The organism is Kitasatospora nipponensis (genome assembly GCF_039528135.1).
GTDB classification, from domain to species: Bacteria; Actinomycetota; Actinomycetes; order Streptomycetales; family Streptomycetaceae; genus Kitasatospora; species Kitasatospora nipponensis.
In genome coordinates this window covers 1-572 of record NZ_BAAALF010000968.1, presented here as the reverse complement: position 1 = coordinate 572, position 572 = coordinate 1, and the positions used below count along the sequence as shown (strand labels likewise).

The following is a 572-nucleotide window of genomic DNA, read 5'->3' as shown; positions in this document are numbered from 1 at the left end:
GGGTGCGGGCCGGCCACCGTGCCGAACAAGCTGCTGGTCCCCCCCCGCCCGCCCCGGCCCTCGCCCACGGCGATCCGCACCGCTTACCGGGTGCCCGCCTTGAGCCGGCCCGTGCTCCGCCAGCTCTTCAGGTCCGCGGCCAGCTGCCCGGCCACCACCCGGCCGTCCGCCCCGGTGACGGTGACGTCGGTGAGGTGGCCGCCCTGGTCGGCGGGGACGGTGGGCGGCTTCGCCGGGTCCACCTCGCCACTGGCCGAGGTGTGCACCAGCCCGCTCACGTCCGCCGGTTCGACGGTCTCCACAGCGGCCGGGGCGCTCCCGGAGGAGCAGCCGACCACCGGCCCCAACAGCAGCAGTGCAGCCGTCAGCGCGACTCCGTGCCTGGTCCTCACGGCTGCCTCCCTGGTTCCGACGACCTATCAGATCGTAAGAACAGTCAGCCCCGAGCGGCCCGCGCCCGCAGTCCCGGTTGACCCGAGCGGGTGAGCGGGCCACCCGGAGGGCCGCAAAACGCGAGCGGCCGGACACCCCGTCAGGGATGCCCGGCCGCTCGGTACGGCGGGTGCGGGGGA

The 572-nt window shown here is 75.7% G+C and carries 1 protein-coding gene; it reads right to left on the bottom strand.

Going from position 1 to position 572, the window contains the following annotated elements; all coding sequences use genetic code 11:
• Window positions 1-83 precede the first annotated feature (83 nt).
• Window positions 84-392, bottom strand: a complete 309-nt coding sequence (locus ABD323_RS44355) for an Ig-like domain-containing protein (protein WP_344447651.1) — start codon at window positions 390-392, stop codon at window positions 84-86.
• Window positions 393-572 lie beyond the last annotated feature (180 nt).